At 43.1% G+C, this 20,901-nt stretch carries 14 protein-coding genes; 6 read left to right on the plus strand and 8 right to left on the minus strand.

Features of this window, described 5'->3' with window-relative positions; all coding sequences use genetic code 11:
- Positions 1-192: 192 nt before the first annotated feature.
- From FO440_RS07210 to FO440_RS07225, 4 genes are all read left to right on the plus strand, one after another.
- Positions 193-3,384: a SusC/RagA family TonB-linked outer membrane protein gene (locus tag FO440_RS07210; protein ID WP_144247525.1), complete on the plus strand. Its 3,192-nt coding sequence runs from the start codon at positions 193-195 to the stop codon at positions 3,382-3,384.
- Positions 3,385-3,403: 19 nt separating this feature from the next.
- On the plus strand, positions 3,404-5,110 hold the full coding sequence (locus tag FO440_RS07215) for a RagB/SusD family nutrient uptake outer membrane protein (RefSeq protein WP_144247526.1): 1,707 nt from the start codon (positions 3,404-3,406) through the stop codon (positions 5,108-5,110).
- 234 nt (positions 5,111-5,344) lie between these two features.
- Positions 5,345-8,542: a glycoside hydrolase family 2 TIM barrel-domain containing protein gene (locus tag FO440_RS07220; protein ID WP_144247527.1), complete on the plus strand. Its 3,198-nt coding sequence runs from the start codon at positions 5,345-5,347 to the stop codon at positions 8,540-8,542.
- Between the two features lie 201 nt (positions 8,543-8,743).
- The gene (locus tag FO440_RS07225; RefSeq protein WP_144247528.1) at positions 8,744-10,273 is read left to right on the plus strand and encodes a glycoside hydrolase family 32 protein; all 1,530 of its coding nucleotides are present in this window, start codon (positions 8,744-8,746) and stop codon (positions 10,271-10,273) included.
- A 233-nt stretch (positions 10,274-10,506) separates the two neighbouring features.
- Here the strand turns inward: FO440_RS07225 and FO440_RS07230 are convergent, their stop codons facing one another.
- From FO440_RS07230 to FO440_RS07250, 5 genes are all read right to left on the minus strand, one after another.
- Positions 10,507-10,935 carry a VOC family protein gene (locus FO440_RS07230; protein ID WP_144247529.1) on the minus strand — a complete coding sequence of 143 codons (429 nt, stop codon included), beginning with the start codon at positions 10,933-10,935 and terminating at the stop codon, positions 10,507-10,509.
- A 32-nt stretch (positions 10,936-10,967) separates the two neighbouring features.
- Complete coding sequence (locus FO440_RS07235; protein WP_144247530.1) at positions 10,968-11,465, minus strand: SRPBCC family protein; 498 nt, start codon at positions 11,463-11,465, stop codon at positions 10,968-10,970.
- Positions 11,455-11,781: an ArsR/SmtB family transcription factor gene (locus FO440_RS07240; protein ID WP_144247531.1), complete on the minus strand. Its 327-nt coding sequence runs from the start codon at positions 11,779-11,781 to the stop codon at positions 11,455-11,457. The genes FO440_RS07235 and FO440_RS07240 overlap by 11 nt, the downstream gene beginning before the upstream one ends.
- Positions 11,782-11,950: 169 nt before the next feature.
- Positions 11,951-12,763: a 3-keto-disaccharide hydrolase gene (locus tag FO440_RS07245; protein ID WP_144247532.1), complete on the minus strand. Its 813-nt coding sequence runs from the start codon at positions 12,761-12,763 to the stop codon at positions 11,951-11,953.
- 7 nt (positions 12,764-12,770) lie between these two features.
- The gene (locus tag FO440_RS07250) at positions 12,771-14,450 is read right to left on the minus strand and encodes a hypothetical protein (RefSeq protein WP_222103938.1); all 1,680 of its coding nucleotides are present in this window, start codon (positions 14,448-14,450) and stop codon (positions 12,771-12,773) included.
- A 229-nt stretch (positions 14,451-14,679) separates the two neighbouring features.
- Between FO440_RS07250 and FO440_RS07255 the strand changes: the two genes are divergently transcribed.
- Both FO440_RS07255 and FO440_RS07260 read left to right on the plus strand, forming a co-directional pair.
- Positions 14,680-15,864, plus strand: a complete 1,185-nt coding sequence (locus tag FO440_RS07255; protein ID WP_144247533.1) for a sialidase family protein — start codon at positions 14,680-14,682, stop codon at positions 15,862-15,864.
- A gap of 132 nt (positions 15,865-15,996) precedes the next feature.
- Positions 15,997-17,079 carry a glycoside hydrolase 5 family protein gene (locus tag FO440_RS07260; RefSeq protein ID WP_246104187.1) on the plus strand — a complete coding sequence of 361 codons (1,083 nt, stop codon included), beginning with the start codon at positions 15,997-15,999 and terminating at the stop codon, positions 17,077-17,079.
- A gap of 414 nt (positions 17,080-17,493) precedes the next feature.
- Here FO440_RS07260 and FO440_RS07265 read toward each other — a convergent pair whose 3' ends face one another.
- From FO440_RS07265 to FO440_RS07280, 3 genes are all read right to left on the minus strand, one after another.
- Positions 17,494-18,081 carry a hypothetical protein gene (locus FO440_RS07265; RefSeq protein WP_144247535.1) on the minus strand — a complete coding sequence of 196 codons (588 nt, stop codon included), beginning with the start codon at positions 18,079-18,081 and terminating at the stop codon, positions 17,494-17,496.
- A 421-nt stretch (positions 18,082-18,502) separates the two neighbouring features.
- A complete protein-coding gene (locus tag FO440_RS07275) occupies positions 18,503-19,096 on the minus strand; it encodes a dihydrofolate reductase family protein (protein ID WP_144247536.1) in 594 nt (197 codons plus the stop codon).
- 1,066 nt (positions 19,097-20,162) lie between these two features.
- A complete protein-coding gene (locus FO440_RS07280) occupies positions 20,163-20,672 on the minus strand; it encodes a hypothetical protein (protein WP_144247537.1) in 510 nt (169 codons plus the stop codon).
- Positions 20,673-20,901: the final 229 nt, after the last annotated feature.

The following is a 20,901-nucleotide window of genomic DNA, read 5'->3' on the forward strand; positions in this document are numbered from 1 at the left end:
TATTATGGCCGGATTATGTGCCTGCACCAATCGACCCTTTCAACCCTAACGGCTAAGGGGAATTTAATAAGCTAATTAGTTTAAATCAGTATAAATGTTAATTAATAAACAACTATTAATCAATGAATTAAAATCAATTGTAATGTTATGTAAAGTCAACTATTATCCTACTTATGTTTAATTAAAACAATTATGAAACAGAATTTTATTGAAAAAATACCCCTTACTAAACCACGGTATTTAGGTAGTATTATACTTTTATTTATTGCAAGTTTAAGCTTTGCTAAAAATCATCACAATCATGTTAATACCCCTAAGTTAGCTGCCGGTAAAAATGCCGCGGCTATAACTGTAAAAGGTAAAGTAACCGATGCCACAACAGGCGAAACCCTGTTAGGTGTATCGGTAAAAATTAAAGAAACCGGTGAAGGCGTTGCAACCGATGCCAACGGTACCTATTCTATCAGCGCAGAGCCTACCGCAACCCTGGTTTTCTCATACCTGGGATACCAGCCGCAGGAAATTGCTATCCAAAACAAATCTACAATCGACGTTAAACTTACCGCCGTTAATAAGGCTTTGAACGAGGTTGTTGTTATTGGTTACGGAACTGCTAAAAAGATCTCGTTAACGGGCGCGGTTGACGGTGTATCCGGTGATAAAGCGGTTGCCGGCCGGCCTGTTAGCAGCGTCACGCAGGCGTTACAAGGCGAATCACCCAACCTGATCATCCAGCAAAAAGGAAATGATCCGACAGGTCAGGCTGGAAATTTTAACATCAATATCCGTGGTACCGGTACCACCGGTAATAATGACCCGTTGGTGGTTATCGACGGGATTATCGGCGGTGATATCAACACCTTGAACCCAAGCGATATTGACAATATTTCGGTGTTAAAAGACGCGGGATCGGCAGCTATTTATGGTTCACGTTCGGCAAACGGCGTTATTTTGGTTACTACTAAAAAAGGAAAGTTAAACACTCCACCGAGAGTAACCTATAACGGCATTTATGGCGTACAGACGCCTAAAATTCAATTCCACCCGGTTGATGCATGGGTGAACGCCGAAGATAAAAATATGTCCTTAGCCAATTCGGGCAGGCCGCCGCAATATAGCCAGCAGCAAATTGACTCGATAAAAGCAGCCGGCAATGGCGACTGGCGGTTAGAAACCATTTTACACAATGCGCCGCAAACCAATCAAAATGTGTCTATCAGCGGCGGTTCGGCAACTAATACTTACCTGATGTCTTTTGGTTATTTTGACCAGCGCAGTTTTTTAGAACAAAGCTTAATTAACGGTAATTATGGTATCAGGCGTTTTAATTTCCGTTTAAATGAAACTGCTACATTAGGCAAATTTAACACCGCGTGGAACTTATCGTACGCAAAAACGCAGACAAATAACCCCTATAACGATGTTATCGGCGATGCTTTACGCGCGCCGTTAACCGACAGTTTCCAGGATTCACAGGGTCGTTATATTACCGGCTTTGTAACCAGTAACCCACTTTACCTTTTAAGAAACGGTGGCTTTATTTACAACAATAATGATGAGATAAACGGCAGCTTTACTGCAGGCTATCATATTACACCTTCATTCCAGATCAGGGCGGTGTTTGGCGGTACTGTAAAATCAAACTCGCAATTGCAGCGCGGGGTGCATTTGCAGTATTATCCGTCTGGCGAGTCGAACACAGATTCACCTACAGCCAATATCGATTCAAAATCGCTGGCAACCAATACCAACTTAATTGGCGAGTACACCAAAACACTGGGTAAACACGATATCAATATTTTGGTTGGTTTAGCTAATGAATCATATATAAACGAAGGTAACGAAGTCAGGAAAACATTAACCGACTCGTTATTGGGTGGTATAACCAATACCACACTGGTTGATAAAGGCGCTTCGATCAATTCGGTTTCCAATACCCAGGAAACTACATTGAACTCAGTTTTTGGCCGTTTCTCTTATTCGTACAACAACAAATATTACGTTGATGGAACGTTCAGGGCTGATGAGTCATCTAACTTTCCAAAAAACGGGCGTTGGGGATTCTTTCCGTCAATAGGCGCTTCATGGCGCGTGACTGAAGAAGACTTCATGAAAGATTATAAAGACCGTTATGGTGATTTAAGATTGCATGCCAACTACGGTATTTTAGGTAATCAAAACGTGGCGGCTTATCAGTACACCACTAACTACTTAATTAACTCTACGGCTGCCTATGCTTTTAACAATAGCCCGGTAGCAGGTTACACAGAATATCTTGCAAACCCCGGTTTGACGTGGGAAAAAGCTGCGACCTTTGATATAGGTGCCGATCTGAGTTTCTTTAAAGGTAAATTATTGATAGACGCTGATTATTACAATAAAATAACCAGCGACATATTGGCCCCACGGCAGGATATTCCATCTATATACGGCGGTAATACTGTAAATAATAATAGCCTGTTTACAGCAGTTGTACCAACTTATAACATATCAAAGGTACAAGACAGAGGCTGGGAGTTAAAAGTAACCTATAATACCAGGGGCGAGTTGTTTGGACATAACCTTACTTTCAGCATATCAAATGCTACCAGTAAGTTATTGGCATATAGCTTCAACCAAACAGAAAACGTTTTCCAGCGCGAGGAGTTTGAGTTTGTAAGGCGTGTAGGTTACCCTATCACAGTTTACCAGGGTTACAAAACAAATGGTTTGTACCAGTCGCAGGCCGAGGTTGACAGCTACCCGCACTTTGCCAATTACAGCACCTCAGACCTGGCACCGGGCGACTGGAAGTTTGTGGACAAAAATGGTGACGGTAAAATTGATGCCAACGATAAATTCATCCTGGGCGATCCGTTCCCGCATTATACGTTTGGCTTAAACTATGTTATCACTTATAAAAACTTTGACGCTACCATATTTATACAAGGTGTATTAAAAAGACAAGAGTTAATTCGTGGCGAGTTAATTGAGCCTTATCACTTTAGCAATTACGGCGGTACGGTATATGACAGCTCAAGCGATTTCTGGACACCAACAAATACCGGTGCTAAATATCCGCGCCTTGCCGAAAATGGTACCCCTGCAAACAACAACAATTTCCGTACAGGGTCTGACATGTATTTGTTTAACGCGGCTTATGGCAGGTTAAAAAATCTGCAGATAGGTTATTCGTTCCCAACTGCTATGTTAAATAAAGTGAGCATCCAGAAGGCAAGGATCTATTTCACTGCCCAGAACCTGCTGACTATTTCGCCATTAAAGTTTACAGATCCTGAAGGAACAGAATTTGGTAATAACCTGGATAACACCGTGGGCGCCGATACACCAAGAGGGTATCCGCTGGCTAAATTTTACGGTATAGGTTTAGACTTAACTTTTTAACAATTAAAAAATTAAAATCATGCGTTTAAGTTTTATAAACAGATCAAGTATCATCATCATATTTGCTGCTGCCGCGTTTGCAAGCTGTAAAAAGATCGACCTCACCCCAAGGGACAGGTACACTGATGATGAATTTTGGAATATCAGCGCCAATGCAAACGTCGCGCTCGATAACTGCTACAACCAGCAGATAAGCGGCGGCTATCCTAATTCAAGTTCGGCATCGCAGGCATATTTTTATAATGAGGCACTATCTGATAATGCCTATTGCCCGCTGGATGTAAACGTAGGCACACCGACAGAAATATCAAGTGGTAATGATGCCAACTTTAACCCGGGCATAAACCGTGTAAAGTATGAGTGGGGCAGTTATTACGCTAATATCAGGTCATGTAACCTGTTTTTAGAGAACATTGACAGGAACAAATCATTAGGGGCGCCACTTATTGCCCGGATGAAAGCCGAAGCCCGTTACCTGCGCGCGCAAGCCTTATTCAGGCTGACCAATTTTTATGGTGATGTGCCATTGGTTACACACGTATTGAGTATTGATGAATCAAAATCAATTAAACGGACGCCTAAGGCAGATGTGGTTACTTTTATATTAAATGAATTGGATTCCTGCGCGGCGGTATTGCCTACCCGCGATGTGCAGGCAGCGAGTGACCGTGGCCGCATTACCAAAGGTGCCGCGCTGGCCATGAAGGCAAGGGTGTTGTTGTACAATAGTCGCTGGGCAGAATGCTCTGCAGTGTGCGAGGACCTGATGAATAACCAGGCAGCCAATGGTACGTATTCACTGGTGCCAAAATTCACGGATATTTTTGCTACGAATAATAAATATAACTCAGAAGTTATAGCCGACCTGGAATACGAAGCGCCCGACCGTGTCTGGACAGACTGGGGCGATTTTGGTCCGTTTTATACCGGGCCCAATGCAACCGCGTCAACCAACAGCAACTTAGTGCCAACCCAGGACCTGGTTGAAAGTTACCTGACACTGGATGGCAAGGCTATAACTGATCCTGGTTCAGGTTATGATGAAAATAATCAATATGTAAACCGCGATCCGCGCCTGGGATACACAGTTGTTTATAATGGCTACCAATGGGTAAATAACCTGGGCACCACGCAAACAATTTATATTAAACCGGGCAGCACCCCAAGCGGCGGAATTACTAAAAATGAGTACAACAACTCAACCGGTAACTTTACCAGCTCAGGCTATTTCTGGCGTAAATATTATGACCCGACAGCGGTTGGTGGTACATTTCAATTTGGTGAGAACATAATCATTACCCGCTGGGCCGAAGTATTATTGATGGAGGCAGAAGCCAAAACAGAGCTGGGCCAAATGACCCAGGCAGTTTGGGACGCTACCATCAAACCTTTGCGTACAAGGGCCGGCTTTACCAATCCGCTGGCATTGAATTACCCGGGCAATACTTCCATGAGCATGATTGACCAGGTTAGGAATGAGCGCCGCAGCGAACTGGCCTTCGAGTCGTTACGTTATGACGATATCAAACGCTGGAAAATTGCCGAAACGGTACTGAATCACCCGGTAGGCAACGAGGTGCGTGGTGCTAAGTTTGCCGCCAACAGTACCGCCTACATTAAACTGGTGGTAAGGCTGTTTAACCCGGCAAAACATTACCTGTGGCCGGTGCCTACAGAAAGCTTACAAACCGACCCTTCTTTGCTTCCGCAAAACCCGGGCTGGTAATTAAATTGATATTATTTTTAAAAGGCCGTCTTATAAGAAATTATGAGGCGGCTTTTTTATTTTTATATAGGAATCACTTTAGCCCGTTGCGGTAACGTTTGCATAAAAATCAAGTAAAAAAGTCGTTGAAAAAATCTACTTTTAAGGCCGATACCAAATGAATCCGCTAAACGCAATTGCATTACAAAGCAGCACTTGCATTACAACCCAACAAATTAACTATTATTGATAATTATGAACAAAGTCTTATTTAAAAAAGAAGTTGTAGTCTTATTACTGATACTTATTTTCAGCCATAAAATAAGCTTCAGTCAAACAGTATCTCCAACCAGTTTTCTGTCGGCAACAGATACTGCATTTGTACCTAAAGAAATTGAGGATCCCGAAAATATCGGCATAAACAAAGAGCCAAATCATGCTACTTTAATGCCTTACAGTAATTTGGTTGAAGCATTAAAGGCTAACCGCCGTGCATCATCATTGGCTATCAGCTTAAATGGCATGTGGAAATTTAATTGGGTTGACTGGCCGCAGAAACGCCCGGTTAATTTTTATAAAACTGATTATGACGTATCAAAATGGAAAGATATTAAAGTGCCGTCGTCTTTCCAAGTACAGGGTTACGGAACGCCCGATTATAGCAACTTTACGCTGATCTTCGATAGCGATTACCCGAGGGTAATGACCGAGCCCACCAATAAAAAATATACCACCATGCACGAGCGTAACCCGGTTGGCAGCTACCGCCGCGATTTTGACGTGCCTGCAAACTGGAACGGCCGCCGTATATTTATCACCTTTGATGGGGTAGATGCCGGTTTCTTTATATGGGTGAATGGCAAAAAAGTAGGCTACAGCGTAAATAGCCGTAACGCCGCCGAGTTTGACCTGACCAAATATGTACATCCCGGTAAAAATATGCTGGCTGTTGAGGTTTACCGCTTTGTATCGGGCAGCTATTTAGAGAACCAGGATATGTGGCGCCTGAGCGGCATTTTCAGGAATGTGACCTTATGGAGCGCCCCGCAAGAACATATCCGCGACTTCTTTATCAAAACCAAGCTGGATAAACAATATAAAGATGCCGACCTGAATGTATCTACCAAAGTTAAGAACTACAGCAGCAAAGCAGTGCCTGCCCGTGAGGTAACAGTAAAACTGTACAATGGCAGCGTACCTGTACCGGGTGCCGAAGTTAAAAAAGCTGTACCCGCACTAAAGCCGGGCGAAGAAGTAACAGTTGAAACTACCTTCCATGTAAATAACCCGCAAAAATGGACTGCCGAAACGCCTAAACTATACACCACGGTAATTACCTTAAACAGTGGTGAAAGCGCTATTGAAACCTTGTCGGCGCGTACAGGTTTCCGCGAGATCGAGATCAAGGGACGCTTGTTCCTGGTTAATGGTACGCCTATAAAATTGAAAGGTGTTAACCGCCACGAGAATTGGCCTGATGATGGCCACGCTATTACCGAGGAGCAGATGGTGCGCGATATTGTGCTTATCAAACAAACCAACAGTAACCACGTACGTACCTGCCACTACTCTGATGACCCACGCTGGTACGAGCTATGCGACGAGTATGGTATTTACCTGGTTGCCGAAGCAAATGTGGAGTGCCACGCGCAGCAAAACCAGTTTAATGAAGAGCCTACTATCAAAGCGGCCATCATTGAGCGTAACGTAGCCAATGTCGAGAATTTTAAGAATCATCCGGCGGTTGTGATCTGGTCCTTAGGTAACGAGTGCGGCCGTGGCGGGTCAAACTTCAGGGCAGCGTTAAAAGCCATAAAAGCCATTGACGACAGGCCGACGCATTACGAAGGCTTTGGTATTGGTGACGATAAAAACCCGGCTGATATTGACAGCCAGATGTACACCGGCATTGATGGTGTTGAAGAACATGCAAAAGATGATAAATTGACCAAGCCGTTCTATTTATGCGAATATGCGCACGCTATGTTCAATTCGATGGGCTCGGTGGACCTTTACAATGACTTGTTTGACAAATACCCTAATTTATTGGGTGGCGCTATATGGGAGTGGCAGGATCAGGGGATTTACAATAACCGCGACCCTAAGCACCCTATCACAGCATTTGGCGGTGGTTTTGGCGAATATCCTACAGACCATTATTTTATCCATAAAGGTGTAGTATTTTCAGACAGGACACCTAAACCGCACTTCCCTGAGTTGAAACATGCTTACCAATGGATCACCATTAAGGCAAAAGACCTGGACAAAAAGCAATTCACCATTAAAAACCGTTACCAGTTTATCAACCTTAACGGCTTAACCGCTAAGTGGGAAGTAAGCGAAAATGGTACAACCATATCATCAGGCCCGATAAATGTCGGCCTGATCAATCCCGGCCAGGAAAAAGATATCACTTTACCTTATACCATCAGCCCTAAACCGGGTGCCGAGTATTTTGTAAGGATCTCGTTTGATTTAGGTTCTGATAAACTTTGGGCCAAAAAAGGCTTTGAAGTAGCCGAGCAGCAATTTGAACTGCATACACCTGTACCTGCAATACCTGCCCAGTCGCAGGGCGATAAGTTGAGCCTGAACGATTCAAAAAATACCATCAAAGTAAAAGGTACTGATTTTAGCCTTGAATTTGACAAAGCTAAAGGTACCTTCACCAAAATAGAAAAAGGTGGTGACAATATATTACAAGAAAACGGCGGCCCTATGCTGCATCTATGGCGTGCCCCGCACCAGATAGATGATATGTGGGCATATCGCGACTGGGTAAAATATGGCCTGAAAGATCTGGCCTGGACGGTTGATGAGGTTAAGAGCACACAGGTTGCCAAAAACATAGTGCAGATAAGCGCGAGCCTTACCGGCACCGGTAAAGAAGGCTTTGTTACACACCATAAGGTAGTTTATACCATTAACGGTAACGGCGAGATTAAAGCAGACAACAATGTAGACTTTAGCGACCCTAAATTGGTACTGGCCCGCATTGGTGTACGTTTATTCCTGAACAAGGACTTTGACCAGTTTGATTATTTAGGCCGAGGCCCGATGGAAAATTATAGCGACCGGAAAAAAGGATCGGACATTGGGCATTATGCAAGCAGCGTGCTTAAACAAATGACCGGCTATGAAAAACCGATGGACCAGGGTAATCACGAAGATGTACGTTGGGCAAACCTTACATCGGCAAAAGGTACAGGTGTAAGTATTAAGCAGGTAGACTCGGTGTTCCAGGTAGAAGCATTGCCTTACAGCGATGAAGATATGGACAAAACCGAATACAAGATAGACCTGCCAAAAAGCTCGGGTACTGTTTTAAACATCAGCCATAAAACGTTGGGCGTGGGCTCAAACGGTTGCGGGCCAAGGCCATTAGAACCCTACCGGGTTTATGCCAATGCAACAAGCTTTAGCTACAAAATTGAGTTGACTAAAAAGAAATAAAGTTTGCTTATAACGTTTTGATTTAATTGAAACGTTGTATATACAACTTGATTAAACAGAAAAAGGCGCTATCAGCGCCTTTTTCTGTTGATATGACTTCATAATTATATTACAATACCCTATCTTTAAAAGCCAAACGTGTAACCGCACGCCCGGACAAACCTGTTTAAATTATAAGTTTTACTAACCCTGATTTAAAGAATGTTGCGTAAAAAACTGATCGTGATGATGTTTTTATTGCCTGCAATAAACGCATTTAGCCAGAAAAAAGTAGTGCCCACACCGCAATGGAGACCGCGCTACCATTTTACTCCCGAAAAAAACTGGACGAACGACCCTAACGGGCTTTTGTTCTTAAACGGCGAGTTTCAATTATACTACCAGCATAACCCGTTCGAAAATAAATGGGGCCACATGAGCTGGGGCCACGCCACCAGTAAAGACCTGATCCAGTGGAACTACTTGCCGGTTGCCATCCCCGAAGTAGTAACCAAAGACACTACCACCTGGATCTACTCAGGATCGGCAGTTGTGGATAAGAATAACACCAGTGGTTTCGGTACCACAGAAAAGCCACCTATTGTTGCCATTTTTACTGCCGACCAGCCCAAGCAACACAAAGAGTCGCAGTTTATAGCCTACAGCAATGATAACGGCATGAGCTATAAAATGTATAGCGGTAACCCGGTTATTGATCTGAATAAAAGCGATTTCAGGGATCCTAACGTGTTTTGGAGTGAGCAAAGCAAACAATGGGTTATGACGGTATCCATGGTTAATGAGCATATGGTACGTTTTTACGGCTCAAAAGACCTGAAAACATGGACAAAACTAAGTGATTTCGGCCCGGCAGGTTATACCAAAAATGGCTGGGAATGCCCGTCGTTATTGCCGTTGACGGTTGATGACGATCCTAAAAAGATCAAGTGGGTATTGTTTGTATCATCGGGCGGCGACCATGGCCCGCTGATCCAGTATTTTGTGGGCGATTTCGACGGCACTACATTTAAGGATGATAACAATGGCGAAAAAGTATTACCTGTTGATTACGGCGATGCCTTTTACGCGGCGATAGCCTGGCGCGATGCTCCGCAAAATAAAAAGATCTTATTGGGCTGGATCCAGGATGGCCGTAAAGAAACTTACCCATGGAAAGGGCAGATGTCTATCCCGCATGATCTGTCATTGCGTACTACCGATAACGGCTTACGATTAAGACAACTGCCATCATCCATCGCAACCCAAAACCTTTCAAAGTATGCTACAGGAAAAACGCTGCTGAAAAAGAATTTAAAAATTGAAGATACCCGTATCAGCCTGAATAAAGAAAGGCCATTCTCGGGCAACTCTTACTGGATAGACGCGGAGTTTGATGTGAGCAAGGCTAAAAAGACCGGTTTTTATATTGTTGAAAACCCCGACGTTACCAAGAACATCATTGTGGCTTACGACTCTGAAAAAAAACAATTATATGTTGATTGTGGCAACGCGGAGGCAGGCAACAAATCGCGCGAAAACCTGATCCAGGCCGCCCCTATGAAAGATGAGAACGGCATCATTAAGATCCAGATACTGGTTGATAATTCATCGCTTGAAGTGTTTGGCAATGACGGCGAGAAAGTAATCTCCACCATGATATACCCTGATATTAACGCAACCTCATTATGGGTGTTTACCGAAGGTAAATCGGTATTGAAAAATTTAAAGCTCTGGGATTTTAGCCAGAAATAATTTTGATGATAAATTGAAAGAGAAGAGGCTGCCCCGAAAGGGCAGCCTTTTGTATAACAGACGCAATCAAATTCCCTCCCCGGGGAGGGGTGCGGCTGACAATGTAGTGGAAGGGAGGGGTTTGAACGACCTTGCATTACCGTAACCCCTCCCTACACCTCCCGTGGGGAGGGAATCGCACAACCCTTGTTGTTAAAGGGGCTTTTGCACATTTACAGTACTAACCTTGTCCCTTAAATCCCCGCGTCAAACTCAATGATCCATTCAATGCCATATTTATCCCTGAACATGCCGGCATAGGTTCCCCATGGGCTGTCGCCAATTGGGCCTTCCACTTCTCCGCCTGCCGATAATCCGTTAAATATATGTTGGGCTTCCTCGCGGCTTTCGGCACTTACATATATTTTAGACCGGTTTTCATTTTCGCTCACCGGCCCCAAAAAGCCGGGGACATCGTTAGCTATCAGTACATTGTTTTTACCAAGCGGCAAGCCTATATACATTATTTTATTTGCCTCGTCATCGGGTACCTGGAAATCCGGTCCTGATAGATCTTTAAAGCGGGTGATCTTTGTAAACTCGCCGCCAAAAACTGATTTGTAAAAAGTGAATGCTTCTTCGGCATTGCCATTAAAGTTGATCCAGGGATTAATTGCTCTCATGATTTTTATTTTTAAGTTTATTTTTCTGCTTATTATTTCTGTGATAAAGTAGTTAACAGGTTTTCCAGGTTTGTTAAAGTCATGGTAAATCCTATCTTGAAACCTTCCAGTAATTTTTCCAACCGCTCAAATGATTCGTTGTAAATGACGATATATACTTTGGTTATGCCATCTTGCTCGCTAAAATTATAGTCCCACTCAGAACCGGGCAGCTCCCTGTTTTCGTCTTTGTCAGAAAAGGCGTTGTACATCTTAAAATTGGTTTTCGGCGTAATAGATGTAAACTCCTGTACCGACCAACGCTCCTGTCCGTCAGGGCTTATCATTGCGTAAAACCTGCGCCCGCCCACTTTAAAATCCATGTACTTGGTTTTAGCGCGCATAGGTGCGGGCGCTCCCCATTGGTCAAGTAGTTCGGGCTTGGTAAAGGCATCCCATACTAAGGAAAGCCCGGCATCAAACTCCCGGGTTATATATACCGTTTGCGCCGCTTTGTCAACATTAAAATCAAATAGCAGATCATTTTTCATTTTTCTGTGTTTTAAGAGTGGATAATACTTTGTCGAGTTGATTGAACTGAGTTTCCCAGCCCTGCCTGAACTGAGCTAACCAATGGTCAAATTCCTGCATTTTCTTAGCATTAAAATGATAATAGATCTCCCTGCCCAAATGTTCGGGCTTGATCAGGTCGCATTCGTGCAATACCTTAATATGCTTTGATACCGCCTGCCGAGTCATATCAAATTTTTCGGCCATGGCGTTTGGGGTTAGGGCCTGTATTGCAATTAAAGTTAAAATGGCCCTGCGAGTCGGATCGGCTATGGCCTGGAATATATCTTGCTTCATCTTCTAAAATATGCAACTTTTGAGTTGTGAATATAAATGCAACTTTTGGGTTGCGCAAATTTATTTGAAAATTATTTTTCTTGAGGAACAGGAATTGAATAGGAGAGCCGCGTATTAGTGTTAACAAAAACGCCCCATATATCAATATGAGGCGTTTTTGTAGTTTTTGTTATTTCAGTTTTTTGATCCACATATTCCTGACGCGGATCTTGGTGATGGATTCGATCTCTATCCCGATATAGCCCGATTGGTTGTTTGACGATTTAGGATCGTCATCGATCATCACCGCCATAACCTGCCCGTTAATGATATGGATACAAACACCGCCACGGGCTATCACGGTGTATTGATTCCAGTCGTCTTTTTTTACAAATTTAGCCAGGTCCATAATGTCGCCGATATTACCCATCAGGCGTTTTGATTTGGTGCTGAACCCCTCAACCACCTGCCCGCGCCAGGCCAGGATGCGCATAGGGGTATTCTCTGAATAGAACTGCCCTGTCCAGTATTTAGCAGATGGCCAGAAATCTGCCTGCGGGCCGGTCATCATCCAGTTTAAATTAACCGGGCCAACGTTGGCGGTTACATTATCAGCAATAGGGATACGCCATGGTACGCCGGTTTGGCTGCGGTATTGAATGCCGCTGCCGCCTTCGCCATCTACCTTGATCTCAAACTTCAGCGTAAAGTCTTTTGCTTTCATGCCGCGATAAACCAGGTAGCTGTTACCGCTCGGGTTCTTCTCGCTCGATTCGCCTACTATTGCGCCATCCTCAACCCGCCAGAATTTTAAATTGCCGTCCCAGTCCTTTAACGTAGCGCCGTCAAATAACGAAACATAGCCCTCGTGGTCGTTAAAATCCAAAGGTGCAGGTTGCGTAAACGGGTCGTTATAATACTTTTGTTTTGCAGGCTTTTTTTGCGCGGATACGGTGGTACCAATCGCAAGCAGGCAAAATAGGATGGCGTGTTTTGTTTTCATGATATTATTATTTTATATCAGCCAGGTTTAACACTATGGTATTCATTTGTGGCTTTAACCTTAGGACAGAACCATTGTCCGGCTGTGAAAAATTACCTTTCAGTGCCTTTAACGTATAGTTGGTATCCTCAAACTTACAGGTTAGCGCTGACGCGCCGATATTTTCGAACGGTAATTTAGCGCCCGTTGTAGCATGCAGATCGAAATACCAATCGATTTTAGTTTTGCTTAGCAAGTTCATTTTGATCCGGCTTTCGGCAAGGTCAATTTCAAGCGAACCTTTTATGGTGCTTAGCGGCCATGATATATGCAGCGTTCCGTTTTGGGTTTTGCTGAATTTAGGGTCGCCGCCTTCCAATAAAACTTCTTTGCCATCAATCAGCGCTTTAACGCGTAAGCCGGCTAAATCGTTAGGCTTGCTCCATATATAGCCATCAACAATGGGCAGGGTAAAAAATACGCACTCGTTTGATGTTACCGGCTGCGTTTCGTAAACCGACGGGAACTTCTCATCAAACAAATGGATATCGCGGATGCGCAGGTTATTATGTTCCCAAAGGATGTTGATGCGGTAAAAGCGGCTGTTGTACCAGGCCGTTTTCAGGTCGCTGCCCTCAATGTCTTTACTCACTGTAAACGAAGTAGGCGGCGTAACCGGGAATTTCTTTTTAAACCAGGTGCCCGATTGTTCCATGGTTTCAACCTTTACCTTATGCTCATTGCGCAGTTTGGCTATCAAAGGCATCTGGATCTCGAAACCTTTTTTCATGGCATCCCAGGTGAATGAGTTTTCCTGGCCGGCCTGGGTATAATTAAAGTTAACCGAGTTGTCATCCGTTAAGGCCTTAAAGAACCAGTTAACCCAACCCGCGTCGCCGCCACCGAAATTGTAAACCGGCTCAAGCGTGATCACCCCCTGGCGGGACGAACTGATACCGGTATCATACTGCCGCACCGGGTCGCTGCCCAGCATCCTGAAGATAGGCACGGGGATCTGCTGATCGGCATGTTGCGCCGGCATGTATGAGTTGATCTTGCTGGGGTAATAAGCCTGGTTCCAGTAGCCGCCCCATAGGGTATAGCCATCGGTACCATATTGGTCCTTACAATTAGCGGATGCAATGATATGATACTTTTTGTACATATAATTCAAACTATAAGCATCAATAAACCATGATGCCACAGACTTTGGATAATAGCCGAATATTTTTTTAAAATCCCTGAAATAAACATCAATGATCTTCTCGCGCTCGGCAGGCGTATAACCGGTTGAAAAACCAATGTTAGCACGCCAGTCCCACGGGTAACGGCCACGCCATTTCATGCCCGCGTTCTCAACCAACGGCTGAGGGATCTCCCACCAGGCGCCAATTTCAAAACTGCCTTTGGGCAAACCGGCCAACAGGGTTTGATAGCGTCTATCCATCAGTGCATCATATTGCAGCAGGAATGTACCGCCCAAATGATATTTCTTCATGATCTCCACCTGCTTTACCACGGTTTGGTACAACACGTCTTCGGTTATCTTTTCATCGCGCGGCTCAAGCAGGCGGATAAAATTTACAATGTTGACTATTTTGGGTGCGGACTGTAACGTTTTTACACCCTGTGCAGATGCGAAAAGGCTACCCAGGCACAACAGTCCCGTCAGCAGTTTTTTACTGGTTTTATTAAAATTTTTGATCATAAGTATAGCGATGAATAGCTAAGTATATAAATTGGATAAGCAAACATAATATAAGCGGGATGATTAGCCATCCTGTACTGTCTTGACAGCGAAAAAGGTGGGTGTCATCCTGAGCCTGTCGAAGGGTGAGCGTAAAGGCCTTTGCCCTCATGCTTCGAGGGCCTCAGCATGACATCCATCCCTCGTACTCTCAACAAAACTCCGTAATATTGGGTACCAAATCCACTCCATGAAAACGTTCGAACTGACCGTGTTGCCGCTGCTATTATTTTTTGCGATAAGCAGCCAGGCGCAAACTACTAAACCTTCAATTGGCGGTATCCGTATAGCCTGGGATAATAGTACGCTGAGGAAAGTATCGGCTGCCGGCGGTGGTTACGCGCGAATGATAAAACTGGATGATGGATCATTGATATGTGTTTATGAGGCCGCCGGAAGTACGGTTTGTGTCAAGAGTACTGATGATGCAGGGACATGGTCGCAGCCAACGGTAATTGCTCCAAGAACTGACGGTGTGAGCATGGCCGTACCTGATATATTGCAGCTTAAGGATCACTCCTTGCTTGTCGGCTACAACCCGAGGCCACGCGGTAATGATACTTCCAAACACTTCGCCATAAAAACAAAAAAGAGTTATGACGGCGGCCAAACCTGGACCGACGAACGAACACTTTACCAGGCCGATTCAAAATTTGAGAATGGGTGCTGGGAGCCATCGGCCATACAATTACCTAACGGGGATATCGAGCTGTTTTTTGCAAATGAAAATCCTTACCGGCAATCAAACGAGCAATGTATCTCTATGGTAAAATCAAAGGACGGCGGCCTTACATGGTCGGCAGCCAAAACAACCAGTTTCAGGCCGCATTCGCGGGATGGTATGCCGGTACCTTTTTTACTGCAGAATGGTAAGGAGATGGTTTATTCGATAGAAGACAATGGCTTCAAAAACTTTAAGCCTACCATCATCCGCAGTACCTTAAAAGACGATTGGGCAAAACTTGTAGGTGCCGGTGATGCAAACCGCAACTTTGCACTTGCCGATAAAGTGCCGGATAGCTTGTACCTGGGCGCGCCTTATCTGCGGCAGCTAAAAACCGGCGAAACTATCCTTTCATACCAGGGCACCGAGGACCGCATCAATAACATGAACCATAGCGAAATGAAGGTGGTAATTGGTGACAGCGAGGCCCGTAATTTTGGCCACAAAACAGTGCCGTTTGATATTGCAGGCGATAAGTCGGGGTTGTGGAATAGCCTTAGCGTGTTGGATGATAACACCATTATAGCACTAACCAGTACAAGCAGTTTTTCTGATCATCATGTGGCAGAGGTTTGGATGATCAAAGGCCATGTTATACGGGAGCCATCTGTCAAAACATCGCATACAAACACAAAAGGTAAACAAAACTAATTCGCTTAAACCAATTTTATTAGCGCACAGGTTTAGGCTACACCGAAAATATTTCATCAAATGATGCAAATAAACCTTTTACATGGTGCACACTTAAACTATATTAGGGGCCGATAAATAATACCAATTATAATGAAAGCAATAAAAAGGATAGTATTAACCGGAGCCATGTGCGCAATGGCGGCATTGTCGGTTAACGCGCAGTCAAAAACTGCCGGGGCAGAAAAGATCTGGTCGGCAGCCAAAGCTAACCAATGGTACAGCCAGCACCCCTGGATAGCCGGGGCTAACTTTATACCCAGCAACGCCATCAACCAGTTAGAAATGTGGCAGGCCGAAACGTTTGATCTGAAAACCATCGACCGCGAGCTGGGCTACGCCGAAGGCATTGGCTTTAATACCATGCGTGTGTTTTTGCACAGTGTTGCCTACACGCAGGACCCAAAAGGTTTTAAATCGCGCGTTGCCGAGTTTTTGGCTGTTGCCGATAAGCACCACATTCAGCCTATCCTGGTGTTTTTTGATGATTGCTGGAACAACGACCCAAAACCGGGCAAACAACCTGCGGTTAAACCAGGTGTACACAACTCAGGCTGGATGCAGGACCCGGGCGTACCGGCGCTTAAAGACCCTAAAGAAATGGGCATATTGGAGCATTACGTAAAAGACGTATTAACCACCTTTGCGCACGACAAACGTGTTTTACTGTGGGATCTGTTTAACGAGCCGGGCAACAGCGGTAAAAAAGAATCGTCATTACCATTGCTGCAAAATGTATTTGCCTGGGCGCATGAGGTACGTCCTGATCAACCGGTGTCGGCTGGTTTATGGGACTGGACATTTGAGAAGCTGAACACTTACCAGGTTGAAAACTCTGACGTGATCACCTATCATAATTACGACGAAGAGGCAGCACACCTGCGTGTGGTACAACTGTTAAAAACACATGGCAAACCATTGATCTGTACTGAATACATGGCGCGCCCGCGTAACAGTACTTTCGGTACGGTAATGCCAATGCTGAAAAGAGAGAATGTTGGCGCTATTAACTGGGGCTTTGTAATGGGTAAAACCAATACCATTTATGCATGGGATACCCCGATGCCGGGCGGCGAAGAACCAAAGTTATGGTTCCATGATATCTTCCGCCAGGATGGTACGCCTTATAAAACTGACGAAACTGACCTGATCAAAAAACTGACATCAGAGAAATAACTGCAGACTACGTTGTCTTTTATTTGCGCCCCTCTTTTGCATTTGCGGAAAGAGGGACGTTTGTTTCTGATCTCCCTAAATGCTGGCGCAAGTATGCCGTGGACTTGCAGGTAACAGGTGTACCAAACTGAATGTGTCCCGGTGATACAGTTTGGTACACCTGTTTTTGTAAATATCTGATAATTAAAAAACTAATTTTATAAAGTCGATCTCATGGTACAGTTTGGTACAGATTTAATGACTTTTTTTGGAAAAAATCAAGGACAAGGAATGACAAAATAGTGCCACCATGTCAAACTAAAATGTTTTAAGCTTTTAGTTTACTGTTGTTTTTTGGGCGCAAGCAGAATGCTTGCCGCATTTTAGGTCGAAGCTGAAAGCTTCGACCAGTATGTGTTGCCAAAATAAAAAAGCTTATTTCTTGAAAGACACCATTGAGGAAGCATTGTATAATTCTTTTTCAATATCGATTTTTGTATGTTGACGTGTAAAGTAATATATCTCAACGATGCCCCGGTACTTTTTATTTATGGTAACAGCTTTTGCAATTTTATAATCATCCATGTAGAGGTTTGTGCAGTCCATGTAAAATTCGACACCGGCATCGGCATTAAATGGTTTTAATTTTGCTTTATCGAATAGCATATAGCTATGATTTACGCTGTCGACTCTGTACTTGAAATTAATCATCCATACCGTGTCAGGGTCGTAATTTTTCCAATCCGGCCGTAGGCCTTTCATAAGAGCTCTATCACTTTCATAAGTGGCAGAATCTCTTTGTATAAACGCAATAGTTATAACAACACTGCTGTCTTTTTTTATAAACGCAAAGTTAGGGTTGCTTCCAGAAAGGACCTCCTTATTAGGAGCGATACAATTAAAAAAAGTCCAGGGATCCTTTATTTCATTGTAACCTTTTGGGCAAGCAACAGTAATAGCTTGCTGTGCCTGGACCGAATTAAATAAAAAGCTTAAAATTAAAATCTGCAGGTAACGGATCATACATAATTGACTGTTTAAAATGTCAACATGAAGTTAGCGTTTAAGTTAACATTTCATCAATCACTAAGTTTACATAATAAATTTCAGCTTGCGGTGTACGATATATTGAACTAATCTTAAATCCGTTGCTTGTTGGTGACAACACCAACAAGGGCGTGAAGTAGACCATGGCCTTGTAACCAGTCGCCGCCCGGATGATCTGCCTGCATTCAATAAAAAGTTGATCGAAGAAATTGCAGAGGGCTTGCATCATGAGGTATAAGCCCCTAACTCCATGAAGAGAGGATGAATAGCAAATCTTTAATCAATAACGAATCATGAATTTTGAATACCGAAGAAAAACACTTCGGAATTTAAATTCATGATTCGTTATTATTTTGAAACTGATTATCGTTTTACAGATCATCTGCCATAAAAAACCTTATTCGCCAACAGTACCGGTTTTTACTTCGCCGGCCCGTTTATAATTGGCCATGATCACGCCGCTTGGGGTACTTGTGCTTTCAATCAGGGTAAACGCTGCAGGCATAGCGTTATCACTAAACAGCTTTTTGCCTTTCCCCAATATCACCGGGTGAATATTAAGCCAGAATTCGTCCACCAGGTCATGTTGTAAAAGCAACTGTACCAATTGGCTGCTGCCCCAGATCTTAATATCCGGTCCGTTTGAATTTTTAAGATCTTTAATAGCTTCTATATTGTTCAGGAACACACAGTTTTGCCAGTCGGATTGAGTTTTGGTGGTAGATAAAACATATTTTGTAACCTCGTTAACGCCGGGCCAATGTTGGGCATGCTCAGGCCAGTAAGATTCAAAAATGTCAAAGGTATGCCTGCCCAGTAAAAGGTCGGCGCGCACCAGTTGTTTCTCCATAACTTTCCCGGAAACTTCGTCGTTATAGGTCGCGGTCCAGCCGCCATATTTAAAGCCTCCTGACGGATCTTCCTGCGGGCCGCCCGGTGCCTGCATTACACCATCTAATGTAATGAATGATAAAACGGTTATTTTTCTCATCTGATTTTCCTCCTGTTGTAATTTAGTTGATCAATACAAATCTCTGCAATGATGCCATAAGGCGTACGGTGCATATGCGACTAATAACAGGGTTAAATGCGACAACCAACAAAAACCAGTAGTTATACCGTGATTAATATTTACTTAATAGTAAATTTTTGCAAACAAAATTACACTGAGATTTTTTTTACTATAAAAAGCATTCATTAACCTTTGCCATTTCGTCGTATGGAAGTGATTTATAACGACCTTTTAACAAGATTGAAAGATAGAGCCTGCGAGGTTCACCACCAAAAACCACACATCGAATTTATAGACAACAGATTAAACCTCTTGTGTTGTTGCGATGATTTTAAACTGGTAGTTTACAAGGAAATAATAGAAGTTCTTAGCCGACATCAAAAGCGAAAGAAGATAGGAGTTTTGCGAAAGGTTGAATAATGACATTTTGAGAATAAGTCATTATACACCAAATAGAGAGCCTACTTAAATGCCCCTGCATTAATGCAGGGGCTATGAGCAGAGCAATTAATACCCCTATTAACAACACAAACGCTCATTTTTTTAAGAGGGAAAACAAATATAAGGTTTTAATAATTAACGTACTTTCAAAACTAAAAGCTGTTATATATGTTTTGTTAGTTAAAGTAAACTGGGGTTCGTCAAAATCTTCTGTTTTATAGCTGGGCAATCGCTCGGCTATTTTTTTTCTGATTTTTTTTTGACTTTAAATCAAAAAGAAAAATAATGCCCCGTCCGTATCGCACATAAGGGGCAATCCCAAGTATTGAACCCGTATTGTGATACGGATTGAAAATCAAACATAATAATAAACTATTTAATAACTATAGAAAAAACCGTTGGCTGTGGTCTAACACGTATATAGTTACCTGACAACACCAACAAGATGCAAAGGCTGGCGCAAGTATGCAGCGCAGGCCTGTGAGGCGGGGGTACTTGTGTCTTAAATAAATTTTTGGATAAAGGCATAAGTAGCTTTGTACCATTGCCAACCCGACATACTTGCGCCAGCTTGAGGTTGATAACGCCGATCACAAGCTGAAAGTTATTTAGCTTTTAGAGCTATTGCCCTAAAATATAATACATCGACTAACTTGGCTAAGCCAAAGATGCAGACAACTTCAGCAACAAAAAAACTAACATTATAAGATATCCTTATTACTGAACTAAACCAATTAGAAAAAAAGCTTCCAGGCGCCATTACTGTCCAAGAATATTTTAGCGCTGATGATACAATAAAAGCAATAGCAGAAGCGAGAAATAATTCGCCACTATTCTGTACATCAATGTGTATTTTCTTATACTTAGTAGGATCTAAAAGTTTAAAATACGAAAAGCAAACCGATGCTAATGCAATTAACATTCCGAATCCCACATTGCTAAGATTAATGGTCTTATTGTCAGTACCACTGAAATATATAAACAATGCAATTCCTGAACTAATTGTGAATAGCCAAAAAGTAAAAAACATTAAATACCATGCAAGGGTTTGAAGCGCACTTCGTTTTGGATTTGCGTCAGGGTGAATATATTTATTTAAGTCTTCAATTTCCATTTTCGGGTTAAAGTAATTAGGTGTACTGGTTAATTCGTTTATGGATTAAATATAATAATATTAATTCGTTAGAGATAAGTCAATGAATGTCTCTATAATAATATTATCAGTTGATCAGGTTATGTAGAGATTGCTTCGTTCCTCGCAGCAATGACGGCTTGGAGAGAGTCAAAGCTAGGTCATGACAGTACAGGATGGATTATCATTTCCTTAACATTATGTTTGGTAA

The organism is Mucilaginibacter corticis (assembly GCF_007558865.1).
GTDB lineage: Bacteria > Bacteroidota > Bacteroidia > Sphingobacteriales > Sphingobacteriaceae > Mucilaginibacter > Mucilaginibacter corticis.

Bases quoted from the DNA above. Each gene is read 5' to 3' on its own strand.
- FO440_RS07210 (WP_144247525.1), top strand. From the start codon at position 193: ATGAAACAGAATTTTATTGAAAAAATACCCCTTACTAAACCACGGTAT.
- FO440_RS07215 (WP_144247526.1), top strand. From the start codon at position 3,404: ATGCGTTTAAGTTTTATAAACAGATCAAGTATCATCATCATATTTGCT.
- FO440_RS07220 (WP_144247527.1), top strand. From the start codon at position 5,345: ATGAACAAAGTCTTATTTAAAAAAGAAGTTGTAGTCTTATTACTGATA.
- FO440_RS07225 (WP_144247528.1), top strand. From the start codon at position 8,744: ATGTTGCGTAAAAAACTGATCGTGATGATGTTTTTATTGCCTGCAATA.
- FO440_RS07230 (WP_144247529.1), bottom strand. From the start codon at position 10,935: ATGAGAGCAATTAATCCCTGGATCAACTTTAATGGCAATGCCGAAGAA.
- FO440_RS07235 (WP_144247530.1), bottom strand. From the start codon at position 11,465: ATGAAAAATGATCTGCTATTTGATTTTAATGTTGACAAAGCGGCGCAA.
- FO440_RS07240 (WP_144247531.1), bottom strand. From the start codon at position 11,781: ATGAAGCAAGATATATTCCAGGCCATAGCCGATCCGACTCGCAGGGCC.
- FO440_RS07245 (WP_144247532.1), bottom strand. From the start codon at position 12,763: ATGAAAACAAAACACGCCATCCTATTTTGCCTGCTTGCGATTGGTACC.
- FO440_RS07250 (WP_222103938.1), bottom strand. From the start codon at position 14,450: ATGATCAAAAATTTTAATAAAACCAGTAAAAAACTGCTGACGGGACTG.
- FO440_RS07255 (WP_144247533.1), top strand. From the start codon at position 14,680: ATGAAAACGTTCGAACTGACCGTGTTGCCGCTGCTATTATTTTTTGCG.
- FO440_RS07260 (WP_246104187.1), top strand. From the start codon at position 15,997: ATGAAAGCAATAAAAAGGATAGTATTAACCGGAGCCATGTGCGCAATG.
- FO440_RS07265 (WP_144247535.1), bottom strand. From the start codon at position 18,081: ATGATCCGTTACCTGCAGATTTTAATTTTAAGCTTTTTATTTAATTCG.
- FO440_RS07275 (WP_144247536.1), bottom strand. From the start codon at position 19,096: ATGAGAAAAATAACCGTTTTATCATTCATTACATTAGATGGTGTAATG.
- FO440_RS07280 (WP_144247537.1), bottom strand. From the start codon at position 20,672: ATGGAAATTGAAGACTTAAATAAATATATTCACCCTGACGCAAATCCA.